15 protein-coding genes are annotated in these 17,917 nt (G+C 41.0%); 5 read left to right on the plus strand and 10 right to left on the minus strand.

The genetic code is table 11. The annotated features are described in order from the left end of the window. Window positions 1-64: 64 nt before the first annotated feature. Entirely contained in the window at window positions 65-541 is a 477-nt protein-coding gene (gene smpB / locus KO534_RS21615) for an SsrA-binding protein SmpB (RefSeq protein ID WP_215933244.1), read from the minus strand. 127 nt (window positions 542-668) lie between these two features. Between smpB and KO534_RS21620 the strand changes: the two genes are divergently transcribed. Together KO534_RS21620 and KO534_RS21625 are read left to right on the plus strand one after the other, a co-directional pair. Further along, window positions 669-1,100 carry a type II toxin-antitoxin system RatA family toxin gene (locus tag KO534_RS21620; RefSeq protein ID WP_215933246.1) on the plus strand — a complete coding sequence of 144 codons (432 nt, stop codon included), beginning with the start codon at window positions 669-671 and terminating at the stop codon, window positions 1,098-1,100. 4 nt (window positions 1,101-1,104) lie between these two features. After that, window positions 1,105-1,431, plus strand: coding sequence for an RnfH family protein (locus tag KO534_RS21625; RefSeq protein ID WP_215933248.1), 327 nt, complete (start codon window positions 1,105-1,107; stop codon window positions 1,429-1,431). 10 nt (window positions 1,432-1,441) lie between these two features. Here the strand turns inward: KO534_RS21625 and KO534_RS21630 are convergent, their stop codons facing one another. Together KO534_RS21630 and ppsR are read right to left on the minus strand one after the other, a co-directional pair. After that, window positions 1,442-2,125, minus strand: a complete 684-nt coding sequence (locus KO534_RS21630) for a DUF2461 domain-containing protein (protein WP_215933250.1) — start codon at window positions 2,123-2,125, stop codon at window positions 1,442-1,444. Window positions 2,126-2,150: 25 nt separating this feature from the next. Beyond that, window positions 2,151-2,963, minus strand: coding sequence for a posphoenolpyruvate synthetase regulatory kinase/phosphorylase PpsR (gene ppsR, locus KO534_RS21635; RefSeq protein WP_215933252.1), 813 nt, complete (start codon window positions 2,961-2,963; stop codon window positions 2,151-2,153). 207 nt (window positions 2,964-3,170) lie between these two features. Between ppsR and ppsA the strand changes: the two genes are divergently transcribed. Further along, a complete protein-coding gene (gene ppsA / locus KO534_RS21640; RefSeq protein ID WP_215933254.1) occupies window positions 3,171-5,543 on the plus strand; it encodes a phosphoenolpyruvate synthase in 2,373 nt (790 codons plus the stop codon). A gap of 75 nt (window positions 5,544-5,618) precedes the next feature. Here the strand turns inward: ppsA and KO534_RS21645 are convergent, their stop codons facing one another. Beyond that, window positions 5,619-5,840: a tellurium resistance protein TerC gene (locus KO534_RS21645; protein WP_215933256.1), complete on the minus strand. Its 222-nt coding sequence runs from the start codon at window positions 5,838-5,840 to the stop codon at window positions 5,619-5,621. Window positions 5,841-6,014: 174 nt separating this feature from the next. Here KO534_RS21645 and ydiJ point away from each other — a divergent pair, with 174 nt between their 5' ends. Together ydiJ and KO534_RS21655 are read left to right on the plus strand one after the other, a co-directional pair. Continuing rightward, the gene (gene ydiJ / locus KO534_RS21650; RefSeq protein ID WP_215933258.1) at window positions 6,015-9,035 is read left to right on the plus strand and encodes a D-2-hydroxyglutarate dehydrogenase YdiJ; all 3,021 of its coding nucleotides are present in this window, start codon (window positions 6,015-6,017) and stop codon (window positions 9,033-9,035) included. Window positions 9,036-9,125: 90 nt separating this feature from the next. Further along, complete coding sequence (locus KO534_RS21655; protein ID WP_215933541.1) at window positions 9,126-9,752, plus strand: alpha-ketoglutarate-dependent dioxygenase AlkB family protein; 627 nt, start codon at window positions 9,126-9,128, stop codon at window positions 9,750-9,752. A gap of 392 nt (window positions 9,753-10,144) precedes the next feature. Here KO534_RS21655 and KO534_RS21660 read toward each other — a convergent pair whose 3' ends face one another. The 6 genes from KO534_RS21660 to KO534_RS21685 form a co-directional block, all read right to left on the minus strand. After that, window positions 10,145-11,302 carry a cupin domain-containing protein gene (locus tag KO534_RS21660; RefSeq protein WP_215933260.1) on the minus strand — a complete coding sequence of 386 codons (1,158 nt, stop codon included), beginning with the start codon at window positions 11,300-11,302 and terminating at the stop codon, window positions 10,145-10,147. Between the two features lie 2 nt (window positions 11,303-11,304). After that, complete coding sequence (locus tag KO534_RS21665; RefSeq protein ID WP_215933262.1) at window positions 11,305-12,537, minus strand: adenylate/guanylate cyclase domain-containing protein; 1,233 nt, start codon at window positions 12,535-12,537, stop codon at window positions 11,305-11,307. 121 nt (window positions 12,538-12,658) lie between these two features. Then, window positions 12,659-14,032 (minus strand): adenylosuccinate lyase, encoded by a 1,374-nt coding sequence (gene purB, locus KO534_RS21670; protein ID WP_215933265.1) that lies wholly within the window; start codon window positions 14,030-14,032, stop codon window positions 12,659-12,661. 9 nt (window positions 14,033-14,041) lie between these two features. Continuing rightward, a complete protein-coding gene (gene hflD / locus KO534_RS21675) occupies window positions 14,042-14,689 on the minus strand; it encodes a high frequency lysogenization protein HflD (protein WP_215933267.1) in 648 nt (215 codons plus the stop codon). Then, the gene (gene mnmA / locus KO534_RS21680; protein WP_215933269.1) at window positions 14,689-15,819 is read right to left on the minus strand and encodes a tRNA 2-thiouridine(34) synthase MnmA; all 1,131 of its coding nucleotides are present in this window, start codon (window positions 15,817-15,819) and stop codon (window positions 14,689-14,691) included. Before mnmA ends, hflD begins: the two co-directional genes overlap by 1 nt. A 323-nt stretch (window positions 15,820-16,142) precedes the next feature. Continuing rightward, window positions 16,143-17,498: a Gfo/Idh/MocA family protein gene (locus KO534_RS21685; protein ID WP_215933272.1), complete on the minus strand. Its 1,356-nt coding sequence runs from the start codon at window positions 17,496-17,498 to the stop codon at window positions 16,143-16,145. Between the last annotated feature and the right edge of the window lie 419 nt (window positions 17,499-17,917).

Raw genomic sequence — 17,917 nt, forward strand, 5'->3', positions numbered from 1 at the left:
GTTATCGACTTGGAAAAAGCAGGTGTGGAGCTAACAATTATGGACATTTCAAGGCGTTTAAAGGTTACGCCTTGTGTTTCATCATACGTTCTTTATCACGGGCCCAATCACGGTCTTTGACTGCGTCGCGTTTATCGTGCTCATGTTTACCTTTACCTAAGCAAACTTCGACTTTCACCCAGTTTTTCTTCCAATACATGGCGGTTGTAATGATTGAATATCCTTGGCGCTCTACTGAACCAATTAACTTGTCCAATTCACGTTTCTTAAGCAACAATTTACGTTTGCGAGTGGCGTCACAGACCACATGACTCGAAGCTTGATTTAAGGCTTGTATAGTTGAACCAATCAGAAATGCTTCACCTTTTTCAATAGTGACGTAACTTTCTGAAATATTTACTTTTCCAGAGCGAATGCTTTTTACTTCCCAGCCTTGCAATGCCATACCGCATTCGAATTTATCTTCAAGGTTGTATTGGTGGCGGGCTTTTTTATTCAGCGCAATGGTATTATTTGTGGATTTGGAGTTCTTTTTCTTCATAGGGCGGTATTATAGAGATTGTATGAAGTGGTACAACATAAATTCTATGTTATTGAAAAAGTAATGGATTTAAACGACTTATGTTAATCTACTAGGGTTCTAAATCTTGACCAATTAGGGAGTGTGAATGGCCATTGTATCTCGCAGCGCGTTAGTTGCTTACAATGCTGAATCAATGTTTGATTTGATTAATGATGTACATCTATACCCAGAGTTCATCCCGGGGTGCGCAGAAACAAAGGTTTTGCAACAAGACAACGACAATATGCGGGCTTCAATATTAATTTCTAAGGCGGGTGTTAAACAGTGGTTTACCACACATAATACTTTAAAGCGTGGTGAGTTTATTCAAATGAATCTAGTCGATGGACCGTTTTCTCGTTTATCAGGTGGTTGGACAATTTTACCCCTGAGCGAGTCGGGGTGTAAAATTGAACTAAATTTGGATTTTGCTTTTTCAAGTAGTTTAATTGAAATGGCTTTTGGGCGAGTGTTTAACTCAATAGCTGCGAACATGGTGGTTGCTTTTACTGAGCGCGCCAAACAGGTTTACGGGTAAAGATATGACTGATCAACAAATATCTATTGAAGTGGCCTATGCTACACCTGAAAAACAAGCTTTGCTTGAAGTGGTCATCGAGCAAGGCACAAGTGTTGAGCAAGCCATTGCGGCATCAGGTATTGTAAAACGTTTTCCTGAAATAGATCTTGAAGTGCTAAAAGTTGGTATTTGGAATCGCACCTGTAAATTGAGCGACTTACCTAAAAAAGGTGACCGAATCGAAATCTATCGTCCTCTCATTGCAGACCCCAAAGAAGCAAGACGCCGTAGAGCAGAAAAGGCCAAAGACGAAGGCCGAGCTAATAAAGTCACTGGTGGTAGAGCCTAAATTAAACCCACTAAAATCTTAGTCCTAAGGCTTCACATATAAATTTTTGTAAGGGTTGAGCGCGTCCAAAACGGCTCGCCACCATTTTGCAAAAATCAGGTTGATATAGGTCATTTTCGGTAAGTGGGCAGATAGCAATAAAATCTTTGCGTTTTATCTCATCAATTAATTGATGTTCTCTATCGTAACCTTTAGGTGGACGAGTGAGTTTGTTGCCAGCCATTTCATAAAACTCAGTAAAAGGTTGATGTTCAATCGCATCCAAATATGGACCTGGCTTGGTTACAATATGGTCTCGTATCGCTGCCAATGAATCTCTGTCAGGGTGCCAAGTGCCCACGGCTAGAAAAATCTCATCAGGCGCAATATGTACATAAAATCCTGGAGCATGCACATCCTTGCCTACTTCATGACGAAACTGAATACCCACATTGGTTTTATAGGGCGATTTATCTTTAGAAAATCTTACGTCACGATAGACACGCATTAGTGACCCTCCTACTTTTTTGGGGCTGGCCTCGTAATGAGGTGAGATAAGACGGATCCATTGATCCATTTGTTCAATAAATGCAAGGGCAGGCGAGCGCACGGTATCTTCATATTGTTGTTTATGATCGTTAAACCAGTCGCGATTATTATTGTTTTGTAAGTCTCGCAAAAACTTCATTAATCTAGGTTCGAAATGGCTGAACACAGGGAATATTCCTTAATGGATAGGTTTAGTATTTTTTACGCTGTAAGCCGGTTGTAGCCAAAATTTTGGCTGAAATTTCTTCAATTGAATAACGGGTACTATTCAAAAAAGGAATTTTTTCTTTGCGGTACAAATTTTCGACTTCGCGTAATTCCATACGGCATTGCTTCAGCGACGCATATTTGCTGTTGGCACGTCTTTCCGAACGAATTTGATGTAATCTGTCGGCTTGTATGGTCAGCCCAAAAAGTTTGTCTTTAAAACGCCGTAAAGATGGCGGCAAACGTAAGATGTCGCCCATATCGTCTTCTGTAAAGGGATAGTTAGCCGCCTTTATGCCATATTGTAAGGCTAAATAAAGACTAGTTGGGGTTTTACCTGAACGCGATACACCGACCAAAATAATATCAGCTTCGTGGTAATCTTTAAGATTAGAACCGTCGTCATTTGCTAAAGCGTAGTTTACCGCTTCAATTCGAATATCATAAGTTTTTTCGTGAATACTGTGAGTACGGTGTTTTTCTGGTTTAGAAGGCACGCCTAGTACTTTTTCCAAAGGGGCCACAAATTGGTCTAGAAAGTTGTAGTTTATGCCCACTGATTTAGACACAATCTTGCGCACTTCTGTATTGACTATTGTGTAAAACACTAAAGGTCGTTGATCATCATCTTGAAAACTTTCAGATATTTTTCGAACTACCTCATTGGCTTCTTCAGGGGTTTCAACGAACGGAATGGTGATGTGTTTAAACTCGATCGTAAACAGGGAAAGCAATGCGTGGCCAAATACCTCCGCGGTAATGGCCGTTCCATCCGAAATATAATAGGCAGTTCTCAAAACATTTCCTTAACATTGTTGTAATTTAATTACGAAAAATAATAAAATTTTACTTTTATAACAACAACATTCTAAAATCCCCCTATCAAATGTAAAGGCGTTATAAGGATGTCGTTTTTTATACTGTTTTTAACAGTTTAATCTAAGACGTTTGCCTAACCTAACACGATTATTAAATTACCAAACAATCATTTGGAGAAAGTGAGAATGCAAGAACACGTTTTGTGGTACCAGCAACTAGGTATGGGTGATGTCGGGGTCGTTGGAGGCAAAAACGCGTCGTTGGGTGAGATGATTTCAAATTTGGCGAATGCAGGAGTGCAAGTTCCAGGAGGTTTTGCGACTACTTCTCATGCATTTAATTTATTTCTTGAACAAAGTGGATTAGAAGCGCGAATTCATGAATTGCTAGATAATCTTGATGTTGACGACATTGCCGCTTTAGGTGTGGCAGGTGAAACTATTCGCAACTGGATTATCGAGACACCATTTTTACCTGATATGGAAAACGCGATACGTACCGCGTTTGTCACTTTACAAGGTGAAGCCGGTGAAGAAGCCTCTTTTGCAGTGCGTTCGTCGGCAACAGCAGAGGACATGCCAGATGCCTCTTTTGCAGGACAACAAGAGACTTTTCTAAACGTAAAAGGTTACGACTCGGTTATGGTCGCAATCAAACATGTATTTGCATCTTTGTTCAACGATAGAGCAATTTCTTATCGCGTACACCAAGGTTATGACCACAAAGGTGTGGCGTTGTCGGCTGGTGTTCAACGAATGGTACGCAGCGATTGTGCGGCGTCTGGAGTGATGTTTTCAATCGATACAGAGTCAGGTTTTGAAGATGTTGTGTTTATAACATCATCTTACGGCTTAGGTGAAATGGTGGTGCAAGGAGCGGTTAACCCTGACGAATTCTATGTGCATAAACCCACTTTGCAAAAAGGCGTACCTGCAGTAGTGCGCAGAAACCTTGGCAGTAAACTCACCAAAATGATTTATTCAGAAGACTTGGAACACGGCAAACAAGTTGAAATTGTAGATATCGATGCTGCTGATAGCCGCCAATATTCACTAAGTGATGAAGAGATAATGGAATTGGCCAAACAGGCGGTCATTATCGAAAAGCATTACCAACGCCCAATGGATATTGAATGGGCCAAAGACGGTATAGATGGCAAGCTTTATATTGTGCAAGCTCGTCCAGAGACCGTTCGAAGCCGTGAAGACATTCAAGTTATTGAACGTTTCATGCTTAAAGGCAAAGCCAAAACCGTATGTGAAGGTCGAGCTATTGGCCACAAAATTGGTGCTGGCGTAGCAAAAGTGCTTAAAGGCGTGGAAGAGATGGATAAGATCCAACCAGGGGATGTGTTAGTCACTGACATGACCGATCCTGATTGGGAGCCAATAATGAAAAAAGCCTCGGCAATTGTAACCAACCGAGGCGGACGAACTTGTCATGCGGCAATTATTGCACGTGAATTAGGTATTCCTGCGGTAGTAGGCTGTGGAAATGCTACCGCATCTGTTGAAACGGGTGACAAGATTACTGTCTCTTGTGCTGAGGGTGATACTGGCTTTATCTACGGTGATGTACTCGACTTTGACGTGGTCACTTCCCGCATAGACTCAATGCCTAACATTCCTCTCAAAGTGATGATGAATGTGGGTAACCCCGATAGAGCTTTTGATTTTGCGCGTTTACCTCATGCTGGTGTAGGTTTGGCGCGACTTGAGTTTATTATTAACCGTATGATTGGTGTACACCCAAAAGCACTGCTTGATTTCGATAATCAACCTGATGAATTAAAAGAAGAAATTAGCGATATGATGGCTGGTTATGCTTCGCCAGTTGAGTTTTATATCGAAAAATTAGTTGAAGGTATTTCTACTATTGCAGCGGCGTTTTCGCCTGAAAAAGTCATAGTGCGTATGTCTGACTTTAAATCCAATGAATACTTTAATTTAGTGGGTGGTTACCAATACGAGCCTGATGAAGAAAACCCAATGCTTGGATTCCGTGGTGCCAGTCGTTATGTTTCAGATTCATTTCGTGCATGTTTTGCGTTGGAATGTGAAGCCATAAAGCGGGTTCGCAATAAAATGGACTTAACCAACGTTGAGATCATGATCCCGTTTATTCGTACCTTAGAAGAGGGTGCCAAAGTACTAGAATTACTTGCCGAAGAAGGCTTAGTGCAAGGTGAAAACGGTTTACGTGTAATAATGATGTGTGAATTACCGTCAAATGCGCTTTTGGCTGATCAATTTCTTGATATGTTTGATGGCTTTTCAATCGGCTCTAACGACTTAACCCAACTAACCTTAGGTTTAGACCGTGACTCTGGGTTAATCGCCCATTTATTTGATGAGCGTAATCCTGCGGTTAAAGCTTTGTTAGCAATGGCAATTCAAGCCGCGAAGAAGCGTGGTAAGTATGTAGGAATTTGTGGTCAAGGCCCCTCTGACCACGAAGATTTAGCACAGTGGTTGGTTGAGCAGGGTATTGATAGTGTATCACTTAACCCTGATTCTGTTGTTGAGACTTGGTTGTATCTGGGTGAAAAACACGGATAACATTAATAACTGTTAATCTAAAAAGCCGCTTAAACACGAGTCTAAGCGGCTTTTTTGTACCTAAAGACAGACTCACTAACTTCTAAGTTTTCTATCCAAAATCATTTTATCTAACTTACGCGCCGATCTAGACATGCCGTTTTGGCAAGTTCTTAACCAATCTCGGGCTTTGGGCACATCATAACTGAGCATTAATAAGCCTAATAACAACACAAACATCGAACCGGGTAGAATAAAAAACACTACGCCAAACAAGGCTAGCAGGCTACCCAATGCGATTCGTAATTTTTTCTTCATCTTTTTACCCTTGGTTGAATGTGGTTAATTTATTGATTAAGCATATACCAAGTTGTTTTTTACTGAAAATTTCAGTTGTTACAAACTATTTAATGCCGAACAGATCTAGAACACAGATGTTCATTTTGGGTATAATTGACGCTCTATTTTTTCATCGATGACTGAATTTCCCCTATGCTGCCAGCGTTAGACACCCAAGCTCTTATTGAAAGCCATTATCAGGACTTTTTATCCGACTTAGCTAAGTCCACTTACTCTGGTGATATTGAGTATAGCTATGCGAGCCGTTTGGCGGTGTCTACCGATAATTCAATTTACCAGCAATTGCCGCAAGCTGTAGTGTTTCCAAAAAGTCTTGATGATTTGTCACAGATAGGTAAAACCGCCAACGCTTATCAAGCAGTGAAATTTTCAGCCCGAGGTGGTGGTACAGGTACTAATGGCCAATCTCTCACCAGCGGAATTATTGTTGATGTGTCGCGGCACATGAATCAAGTCTTAGAGGTCAATGCAGAACAAGGATGGGCAAGAGTGCAAGCTGGGGTAGTTAAAGACCAGCTAAATGAAGTGTTAAAACCTTTAGGTTTCTTTTTTGCGCCTGACTTGTCCACCAGTAATAGAGCAACTGTGGGCGGTATGATCAGTACGGATGCTTCAGGGCAAGGCTCTTTGGTATACGGTAAAACCAGTGATCACATTTTGGCTCTGACGTCAGTTATGGCAGACGGAACGATTTTAAATACGACCCCAATGGCAATTGATGACGCCAAAGTCTTGGGTCAAGAACACACGCCTATGGCTAAAATAACCCAACAGTTATTGGATACTTGTTTGGGAAAACGCCAGCAAATCATAGATAAATTTCCTCGCTTAAACCGCTTTTTAACGGGGTATGATTTGGAAAATACTCTGAATGATGATTTGTCTGTATTTGATATCAGTCGAGTTATTACTGGCTCTGAAGGCTCTTTGGTTTTTGTGGCGGAAGCGAAAGTGAATATCACGCCTATCGCTAAGTTCAAAGCATTGGTAAATGTTAAATATGATTCATTCGAATCAGCACTGCGACATGCACCTAGTATGGTTGCGGCCAATGCTACGTCGGTTGAAACCGTAGACAGTAATGTGCTCAATATGGCGAAGCAGGACATTATTTGGCATTCAGTCGATAGTTTGATTACCGAAGTCGAGGGTAAAACTGTACTTGGTTTAAACATGGTTGAGTACAACAGTAATGATCAAGCTGATATCGAACAAAAAATAGCTACCTTAAGCGCCAATTTAGACTCCGCAGAAAACCTGGGGGTAATTGGTTATCAAATTACTTACGATAAAGCCGACATTCAGAAAATTTACGCCATGCGTAAAAAGTCAGTGGGATTACTGGGAAAAATAAAAGGCACTAAAAAACCTATCGCATTTGTTGAGGATACGGCAGTACCACCTGAGAACTTAGCTGATTTTATAATGGAATTTAGAGCGTTATTAGATGGCCATGGTTTGAAATACGGTATGTTTGGTCATGTGGATGCCGGCGTTTTACATGTGCGCCCAGCGCTGGACTTATGTGATTCTGAGCAAGAAGCTATGGTGCCCGAAATATCTGATCAAGTGGTGGCGTTAGTCGCCAAATATGGTGGCTTGATGTGGGGAGAGCACGGTAAAGGGTACCGTAGTGAATATGGACCGCAGTTTTTTGGAGATGAGTTATTCACTGAGCTGAGAAAAATTAAAAGCGTTTTTGATCCACTTAACAAAATGAATCCTGGGAAAATTTGTACTCCCTTAGACTCAACCGAGTCTTTGGTAAAAGTCTCAGGTCAAAAACGTGGTGAGTTTGACCGTCAAATTCCCATAGAAGTGAGAAGCTCGTTTGAACCTGCCATGAGCTGTAATGGCAATGGATTATGTTTTAATTACGATACCACTTCTCCAATGTGTCCATCATTTAAAATAACCGGTGATAGACGTCATAGCCCAAAAGGTCGTGCTAGCATGGTGCGCGAATGGCTGAGACTTTTGGCAAAACAAAACATAGATGTCAATGTATTAGAACATAACGAAGATCCACCTAGTTGGTTCGAGCGTTTTAGAAATTCCACTGATAAAAGAGTGGCCGATGATTTCTCTCATGAAGTACTAGAAGTCATGGAAGGCTGTTTGGCGTGTAAGGCATGCTCAAGTCAATGCCCAGTCAGTGTGGATGTGCCTGGATTTAGGTCGCGTTTTTTAAGTATGTATTATCAACGTTATATGCGCCCAGCCAAAGACCACTTGGTGGGGAATATTGAAACCATGGCGCCTTTAATGGCCAAAGTACCGGGATTTATTAACTTTTTCTTGCGTCAAAATTGGGTTAAACAAACAATTCGCAAAACAGTTGGTTATCTTGATACGCCTATTTTGTCGCAACCCACTCTTAGTGAAAGATTGGATGGTGACTTAAGCACGCAATTTAATTTAGAAGCGCTACAAAAATTAGATCCAAGTCAGTTGGCCAAAAAAGTGTGTATTGTGCAGGACCCTTTTACGAGTTTTTACGATGCAAGCGTAGTCGAATCTTTGGTATCACTGATTACAAAGCTAGGTTACGAACCTGTGTTATTGCCATTTATGCCAAACGGTAAACCGCAACATGTAAAAGGGTTTTTAACGCAATTTGCTAAAACGGCAAAAACCGCAGCAGATTTGCTGAATCAGTTAGATGAACTTGACCTGCCGATGATAGGTGTCGACCCTTCTATGGTGTTGTGTTATCGCGACGAATACACTAAAACTTTGGGCGCCGCTCGGGGTGAATTTAAGGTGCAACTCGTGCACGAATGGTTGTTGCAACTTGAGCTCCCAAAAGCTAACACTAATACTGCTCAAAACTATGCCCTGTTTGGTCACTGTAGCGAAAAAACCGCATTGCCAGCAAGTGAACAACAATGGCAACAAATTTTCGAGAAAACTGGCCTTAGCTTAACGGCTGTTTCAGTTGGTTGTTGTGGGATGGCGGGGACATTTGGACACGAAGCGAGTCATATTGAAGAATCAACCGGAATATACCAATTAAGTTGGCAGCAGGCAGTCAGTCAATATCAACCAGAACAAATAGTGGCGACCGGTTATTCTTGCCGTAGTCAGGTCGCAAGGTTTGAGACATTTAAACCCAAACATCCGCTGCAAATTTTGGCATTGAGTTTAAGTTAGAGCGGAAACACGGTGTAGCGCTGCTTTCTCGGCAGATAGTGATGTGAATATATTGAATTAACTGAGTATAAGGAAGATAGATTGCAAAACATGGATCTATTTGATGAGCCTGAATGTACGCCAATCAATGTGCTCGATTACGATGGGCTGGTGGAATACCATGGAACGCTTATTCCAGCTGAACAGGCTAATTATTACTTTGATGTGTTGCTTGAAAAAATTGAGTGGAAAAGTGACCAAGCCAATATTTTTGGTAAGCAGATCTTAACCAAACGTAAAGTAGCTTGGTATGGTGATAAGCCTTTTAGTTATACCTATTCTAACGCCACGAAATTGGCATTACCCTGGATTGATGAATTGGTTGTACTTAAAAGTATTGTTGAACAAAAGACTGGGGCTAGCTTTAATTCTTGTTTGCTCAATTTATACCACAGTGGTGAAGAGGGCATGGCTTGGCATAGTGATGCTGAAAAGGACTTATTAAAAAACGGGGAGATAGGCTCGTTAAGCTTTGGGGCGCAGCGAAAGTTCTCCTTTAAACATAAACGCAGTCAAAAAAACGTGTCACTATCGCTACAACACGGCAGTTTATTGGTAATGAAGGGTGAAACCCAAAGCCATTGGTTACATCGACTACCGCCTACTAAAAAAGTGGATACGCCAAGAATAAATCTAACCTTTAGAACCATTGATGAGTCTCAATCTGACGGTCGCTGATGAGCGATAGGGCAGGGTTAGTAGGTAGAGGCTAAGAAATAGAGGCTAGCTAAAAGCAAAGGGAAAAAGCTTTCAGCATGCCCTTGAACTTTATGAAGAGGGCGTTGTGAAGATTGCCATTGTAACTGCAAAACATGTAATGGCTTGGTTATACAAGGGATTGTATCTATGGTCAAAAATCACTACCAGCCTCAAGCGCTGTCAGCCCACTGATGGATAGGGACAGCAAGCCTTGGATCGTGTTGGAACTCTGCGGCCCATAAGATCCTATAATATTGACGATATTGACTCTCGTCCCATCCACGCATAATAGTGGTATTTATATTAACCAACGATAGACTCTCAGTCGCTTTCGCTCAATGTAGGCTGATAATTAGAACTCTCTTACACTATTACTCAATATACCAATGGCCTTTATTTACAAGTAGGGTGAGCAATGCGGTGAATTCTGGGAATTGACTGTATTGAGTTTCACCTTCTTGTTCAGCAATGAATGGCACTGATAAAAACTTTTTTACTAGGTCGGCTGATTCGATGGGTCCAGAATAAGACTCTCCTTGTATGTAAAAGGTAAAGGTGGCATTAGCGCTGATACTACTATTTGGCTCTACAAATATAGGTTTGACTCCTAGATTACGATGGAAATATTCGCCGTTACTAAGCATGTCGATAATGGCTTGTTGAGAAAACTCTTCGATTTGATGGTTTGATTCATCCTCTGCTTTTTTGTTGTCGCTTAAAAATACCGGTAACCATTGATCAAATTGCTCGCTTTGCAATATTTGCGCTAACAATGCTTTGAACTGTACAACTTCTTGTTGTTTGATTTCACCTGTGAATTCGCGAGGGGACAACCCATGATCTTTGTAGCGTTGGGTCAAAGTGTTGTGATCAATAGCGTAATCAGCAAAGGATGACAGTATTTCTTGTTGGGAAGGGGCTCTAAAACCCACTGAATAATTCATACATGGCTCTAATGCCACGCCGTTGTGTGGATGATTAGCAGGAATATAAATAATATCTCCAGCGGTGAGCACCTCGTCTATTATAGGCTCGAAACCTGTCACCTGAGATAAATCACAGTGGGGTCTGATTGTTTCGTAGTGGCTAGGTAAGCCTACCTGCCAGCGTCTGCTGCCCTTACCTTGAATAATAAATACGTCGTATTGGTCTAAGTGTGGGCCGACACCCGCTCCAGGGTTTGAATAACTCACCATTAAATCATCCATCCGCCACACAGGAATAAAATCAAAGGTGTTCATTAAACTATCGGCGTCAGGCACATAATGGTCAACTGATTGCACTAACAGACTCCATTGACCTAAACAGTGTTTATTTATGTCATCATAAGGGCCGTGTTCGACCGCCCATATGCCGTCTTGATTATTGACAATACGTGAGTCTACTGATTCTTCTTCGGTTAAGCCCGCAAGCTCATGTTCATCAATGGGATCTTGGAAATCCTGAAATCCTTGACGAATTAACAGGGGCTTTTGTTGCCAATAATCTTTAAGAAAAACTTCAATATCAATATTTTGTAATTTGTACATCTTTATCCAATGAGTTGTTTACGGCCTAATAACCAATAGGTATTGACCAAACCTAAGCCTTTAATTTCTATTTCCCCTCTTTTGGTGTAATCGAAGGTATTTTTTGTTAGCTCGTAAGTAGATTGTGTGGTTTGAATTTTATTGCATAAACCATGACTTTCCATGCGTGACGCTAGATTAACTGCTTCGCCCCACATGTCATAGCTGAATTTGTTTTTACCTATTATCCCAGCAATCACCTCACCGCAGCCAATACCAATGCGTAATCCTGTTTTTAAGTCATATTTTTGGCTGATTTTTTGAAATGCCTGTTGCATTTCTAATGCACAAAAACAGCATTGGATGGCATGTAATGAGTTGGCTTTGGGTAATCCACCAGCGGCCATGTATCCATCACCGCTGGTTTTGATTTTTTCTAATCCATACTTGAGTGATAACTCGTCGAAAGTACAAAAAGTCTCATTTAATATCTTTACTAATTCCTGTGGTGTATGTGTTCTACAAATAGGCGTAAAGTTTTGAATATCCGCAAATAAGATGCTGGCCTGGGCGAAATAGTCTGCGATTAAATGGGGAGAGCTTTTTAGCCGTTGCGCAATACTATTGGGTAGAATATTTAACAGTAGTTGTTCAGAGCGCTTTTTCTCTAAGGCTAGCTTTTTCCAGCTGCGGTTGACGTTTTTTTGAATATGAAAGCTACAAAGTAAACTGGCTAACGCCAATAGGGCTGCACTCGCAAATTTGAAACTTTGCTGCGCGTTATTGTATTGAGTCGTTAAGTTTAACTGATAGTAAGTCTCAGTCAGTAAAAACAAGCCTGTAAACAATATTGAAAACGCCCATTTGAATTTTGATTCTTGCTCAGTAAAAAAGAACGGACAACACACTACTGCTAACAGGTAAAAAAAGTGAATGTACAAGTCCATTTGCCATAAAAAACTTGTGATTAGAAGATTCAATATGTAAACAATAATTAACCAGGTTTTAGCCAGTAAATAACAAGACGCGTGATTTAAGAAAGGAACAAATACTAGTAGGGTGATCGTTGAACCAGTGATTAATAATTGAAAGTTACCAGCTTGTTCCCAGAACCATAAGGCGCCAGGAATTTGGCAAAGAGAAACTAATATGACCAAAAAGGCAATAACATTGGTAATTCTAACGGGGGTAAAGTATTCATGTGGGTAATTGGCGATCCCCGCCGATACCCACATTTTTAAGAAATGTTTGAGCATTTTAAATCCCTTTTAAAAATCGAACTAACTAATACCTACGCTACTGTTTACTGCTCAAAAGTTGCGGGGTGTTAAGTATAGTCTTTAACTGACTTTTAGGGAGTATTAATACTCGAGACTATTATCCTTCTATACCTTCAACAAATTCGATGGCTCGACCAATATAGTTAGCCGGGGTCAATGTTTTAAGTTGAGCCTTGGCGCTATCTGGAAGCGCTAAAGTATCAATAAAATCAGCCATAATTTGTTGGTTGACTTTTTTACCACGGGTTAACTCTTTGAGTTTTTCGTAAGGCTTTTCAATACCATATCGACGCATTACGGTTTGTACTGGTTCGGCTAATAATTCCCAGTTATTGTCTAGCTCATTTTGCAGACTCTGTTCATTGACTTCTAGTTTGCTGATGCCTTTTAGAGAAGACTGATAAGCAATAACAGCATAACCTACACCAACACCTAAGTTTCTCAGTACGGTTGAGTCAGTTAAGTCTCGCTGCCATCTAGAAACCGGTAACTTACTGGCCAAGTGAGCAAACATGGCATTAGCTAAGCCTAAGTTACCTTCAGAGTTTTCGAAATCAATAGGATTGACTTTGTGAGGCATGGTAGATGAACCAATTTCACCGGCTATGGTTTTTTGTTTAAAGTGACCAAGAGCAATATAGCCCCAAACGTCGCGGTCAAAATCTAGCAAAATGGTATTGAAACGTGCAATAGCGTCAAACAACTCAGCAATGTAATCATGGGGTTCTATTTGAGTGGTAAAGGCATTAAAAGTCACACCTAAACTACTTACAAACTCGTCGGCAAAGGTGTGCCAATCTACTTCAGGATAGGCGCTAAGGTGAGCATTGTAGTTACCGACTGCCCCATTAATTTTGCCTAACATTTGCACTTGTGCGATTTGATCTCGTTGACGTTGCAAACGGATCATCACGTTAGCCATCTCTTTCCCCATAGTAGTGGGAGAGGCAGGCTGTCCATGGGTGCGAGCCATCATAGGCACCGATTTTAGTTCAATCGCTAAACGTTTTAATTCAGAAATTAATTTATCACAGTAGGGTAAAATTATTTCATCTCGCGCTTCACTTAACATCAAAGCGTGAGACAAGTTGTTGATGTCTTCTGAGGTGCAAGCAAAGTGAATAAATTCGTTTACGGCTTGTAATTCAGGAGTGTCGGCTACTTTTTCTTTTAGAAAGTATTCAACCGCTTTGACATCGTGATTAGTGGTCCGTTCGATGTCTTTAATGCGCTGCGCATCAACTTCAGAAAACTCACTTACAACCTTATCTAAGAGTGTGTTGGCTTGAGTGCTTAGGGCCGGCACTTCTTGAATATCGATCGTTGCAGCTAACTTTTGTAACCAACGAACTTCAACAATCACGCGGTATTTTAGCAAACCAAATTCACTAAATATGTGTCTTAACTCAACTGTTTTACTTCCGTAACGGCCATCTACTGGGGAAACAGCAGTGAGTGCAGATAAATTCATGAAATACTCCTAATTGGGCGTGTTTATGTTGTTTAAAGTGTTTTGCGCGCTAGCAACAATTTGTTGACGGCTAAATAATATATGTCGGCGTTTTCCACCTAGTTGCCGCCATAGAACCGCTGCTCGTATGCCTGCCAACAATGCCGCTCTAACGCGATTTTGGTTGTCTGGGCGTTTTAGAATTTCCGGATCACCCGCCACTTGAATCTTTCTTGATACTGGGCTGATGACATCAGTATAAATGCTTGCAAGATTACTCAACATTTGGGTATTGGTAATCTCCAAATGTTGTTGTTGTCTCTGTACGTTGGAAATACGTTCACCTAAGGCAGCCATGGCTTTTTTATTTGCACTAAGCTTGCGCTCAATAGACAACAAATTAGCGATATACCTTGTGACTTCTACGTCTTTGTTTGTTGATTGATTACTAAGTTGATCAAGTAAGGTTTGATATCCCAGACCAAGATAATTGATATCACCAAATATTTGTTCAGTATTATCTGAATTAGTAATAGCGATACTATTCAATGACGTCGCTAACGCCTGTTGATCAAACTCATTACTTCGGGCGATTTGTTTTACCAATGCCGCTGCTTGACATAAGCCCGCTAAGGCGATGTTGCTTTGGTAAAATCGCTGATGATTATTGTTACTCATTAACGGATATAATTCTCTATTATGCCACCACCTAAACAAATTTCGTTTTGATAAAAAACGGCAGATTGTCCAGGCGTTACGGCTTTTTGTGGTTCGTCGAATTTCACCAACAGGCTACCATCTGTGTTCGGCGTAATTTGGCACGCGATATCTTGTTGTCGATAGCGGGTTTTCACTGAACACTTAATGGTTTGTTGTGGGCCAGTGCGATCTACCCAATGTAACTGATTAGCGAGCAATCCAGTTGAATAGAGTCTAGGATGGTCTGCACCTTGTCCTACAATTAACACATTTCGTGCAATGTCTTTATCTACCACGTACCAAGGCTCTTCACCGTATTCTTTCATGCCACCAATCAGTAGACCTTTACGTTGGCCCAAGGTGTGATACATCAAGCCTTCGTGTTTGCCAATTATTTTGCCTTCAGCAGTTTCAATTTCACCTGGCTGTGCAGGTAAGTACTGAGCCAAAAAGTCTTTGAATTTACGTTCACCAATAAAACAAATACCGGTACTGTCTTTTTTGTCGTGGGTGACTAAATCTTGTTCTAAGGCAATTTCTCGCACCCGTGGTTTTTCTAAATGCCCAATAGGAAAAAGAGTTTGTGCAATATGCTGCTCGCCTAAGGTATACAGGAAGTAACTTTGGTCTTTGTTGTTGTCTAAACCTCGCAGCATCTGCCACTTACCCGAATCGTTTGAGCGCTGCACGTAGTGGCCTGTAGCAATATAATCAGCGTTTAACTCTTCAGCCGCAAATTCTAGAAAGGCTTTAAATTTGATTTCTTTGTTGCACATTATATCCGGATTAGGAGTTCGACCTGCTTTATACTCTGCTAAGAAATATTCGAACACGTTATCCCAATACTCGGCCGCAAAATTGATGGTATGCAAGGTGATTCCTAACTTATCGGATACCGCTTGGGCATCTTTTAAGTCGTCAGCAGCGGCGCAATATTCATCATTGTCGTCTTCTTCCCAGTTTTTCATAAACAAACCTTCCACTTGGTAGCCTTGTTTTTTAAGAAGATAAGCTGAGACCGAAGAATCGACTCCTCCAGACATACCAATTACTACTTTAATTTGGCTGTTGTCTCGAGTGTCATCGCTGCTAGAGAAAGTTGTTGTCATAGAATTTAATTGTAAGAAGTTAGGGCTGAAAAAAAGGACGCGAAGTTTAGCAGTTCTTTATGCAAAAATCATCCGCTTAATCATGGGGATTGAGTATATGAAAGATGATGGATATAGGTCTTGTAAGGGAGGTATTAGATGAGACTAAATTAGGCCATCGGCCGGCACTTGTGTGCATCTTGAAAGCGGCACTTAGGTTGTTCTACTTTGTGATATATCTGTAGGTTGCAGCTGTTCTTGACTGACGATCCATGCCTATGGAATGCTAAACCAAATAAACCTCCAAAGTCGCCTCTGGAGGTTATACAAATGAGTTGTAAAAATTAATACCTGTCATCAAAACCAAAAATTGGTTTTCGAGTGATCCATTTTCCACGTGTAAAATCTGGAAACTGCACAGGTTCACTGCCATTGGCAATCGACTGCTCCGTGAGGCAGGTTACCGCCGCCCAAGATACACAGTCATAGACGTCCATTGGCATAGGTTCATTGGCTTTCAGTGCTTCTACAAATGCATGAATTACAAAGAAGTCCATGCCGCCATGACCCGCTCCCTGTGTATCTGATTCATATTTTTTCCATAGTGGGTGATCGTATTGCTTCATGTAAGCGGCATCTTTCTCCCATTCATGGGGAGGACTTGTACCTTCGATGTAAATTCCATCGTTAAGATCCATCCAGATACCATCGGTGCCTTGCACTCTAAAACCTAAAGAATAAGGTCTGGGTAGGTTGGTATCGTGGGTGAGGACTATTGTTTCGCCTTTAGCACATTTAATAACTGTAGTGACTACGTCCCCAAGTAAAAAGTCTAATTCTGCATTAGGATGGTCTTTGCCGCCCTTGGGATGCTCAACTATATACTCATTTAGACCTTTAGCCTTGGATGCGGTAGATGTCAGATAGACAAACCTATTGCCGCGATTATTATCAATATAATTGGCCACAGGGCCTAAACCATGTGTAGGGTAGAGATCACCATTTCTCATCAATGAATGGTCTGTTCTCCATTTTGCTTCGCTATAAGCTTTTTCTCCAAATTCAACTCCACCTCCATATAACTGTTTTCCGTTGTTGAATTTCACTTCTCTGAGATCATGTTGATAGCCTCCTTGCATGTGAATAATTTCACCAAAGAGGTTTTGTCTAACCATATTCAAGACAGCCATAATATCCCGTCGATAAGCGACATTCTCAAGGATCATAAAGGGAGTGCCGGTTTTTTCATAGGCATCCACTAATGCCCAACACTCCTGAATATCGAATGCTCCTGCGACTTCGAGTCCAACGGCTTTTTTGGCTTCCATAGCATCAATTGCCATAGGGGTATGCCAGACCCAAGGGGTGGAAATAATGACAGCGTCCACTTCGTTCGAGGCAAGTAACCTTTGATAATCATGGGGGCCGTTGTCGTAGCTTGTTGGTTTTGGCATACCTGCGTCTTGCACCATCTGTGAAGCATTAGTTACGCGCTCTTTATCAATGTCGCAGACCGCGGTCACCACTATATCCTTGCGTTTCAAAGTCAGTGCTAGTTGCCCTGTACCCCTGGCTCCTATGCCTATAAATCCTAATCTGATTTTATCTGGACTTTTTCCCATTGCGAAAGTCATTGCCGGCGATGCAGTTGCGATTGCTGCACTTGCAAGTGTTTTAACCATAAAATCTCTTCTTTGCATTATTATTTCCTATCGAGATATTAAAATGAATTTAGATTAGTCATTTTTAGAGACCATATTAATGGTTTGTGAATAAGTTTCAATCAAAACATAATGAAGCATTGCCGATTTATTGTAAATACGTAAAAATTCCCGTGTATAAAATAAAATGCGGATTTCATGGTAATCGAATGCCATGTGCCTCAAGCTTGGTTTTACCTTAATTCATGAGGTGTAATATGCTGCTTTAGACCTTGGATAGTAGAACGTTTACATAGGAAAAAGTGTATAAGCGCTGGCAATCTCAAATTTTATAGATTTACATTTTTCACTTTACCATTGCATTGATGATTTCATTTTGTTGTTTTGCTTTCATTTTGGGTTGATTGTATCCAGATTGATAGATACACTGCTTGATAATTAAATTGTTATTGGCGGGT

Origin of the sequence: Paraglaciecola arctica (assembly GCF_018861065.1) — a bacterium.
GTDB classification, from domain to species: domain Bacteria; phylum Pseudomonadota; class Gammaproteobacteria; order Enterobacterales; family Alteromonadaceae; genus Paraglaciecola; species Paraglaciecola arctica_B.